Source organism: Sulfitobacter sp. HI0027, from assembly GCF_001634775.1.
Lineage (GTDB): Bacteria > Pseudomonadota > Alphaproteobacteria > Rhodobacterales > Rhodobacteraceae > Sulfitobacter.
In genome coordinates this window covers 1-241 of record NZ_LWER01000353.1, presented here as the reverse complement: position 1 = coordinate 241, position 241 = coordinate 1, and the positions used below count along the sequence as shown (strand labels likewise).

Here is a 241-nt window from a genome sequence, read left to right as displayed (position 1 = left end):
ACGCACCCAAGACTTACCTCGTAATCTCGTTCTAAACAGTATCGGCAAAAGTTTGCAAACCCGGAATCAGCTATTGCATCAAGGAATCAGGGGGATGTCGTCAAATAAGCAACACCTGCGTGCCGACCTTTGTCATGGCAAAAAGTTCGGCAATATGTTCGTTATAGAGCCCAATGCAACCATTGGAAGACTTGCGGCCAATTTTTCTTGTGTCGTGGGTTCCGTGGATACGGTAATATGT

The 241-nt window shown here is 46.1% G+C and carries 1 protein-coding gene; it reads right to left on the bottom strand.

Translation table 11 applies throughout. The features are described from left to right. Positions 1 to 100: 100 nt before the first annotated feature. The coding region (locus A3722_RS23560; protein WP_150120534.1) for a L,D-transpeptidase at positions 101 to 241 on the bottom strand (141 nt) is incomplete at its 5' end.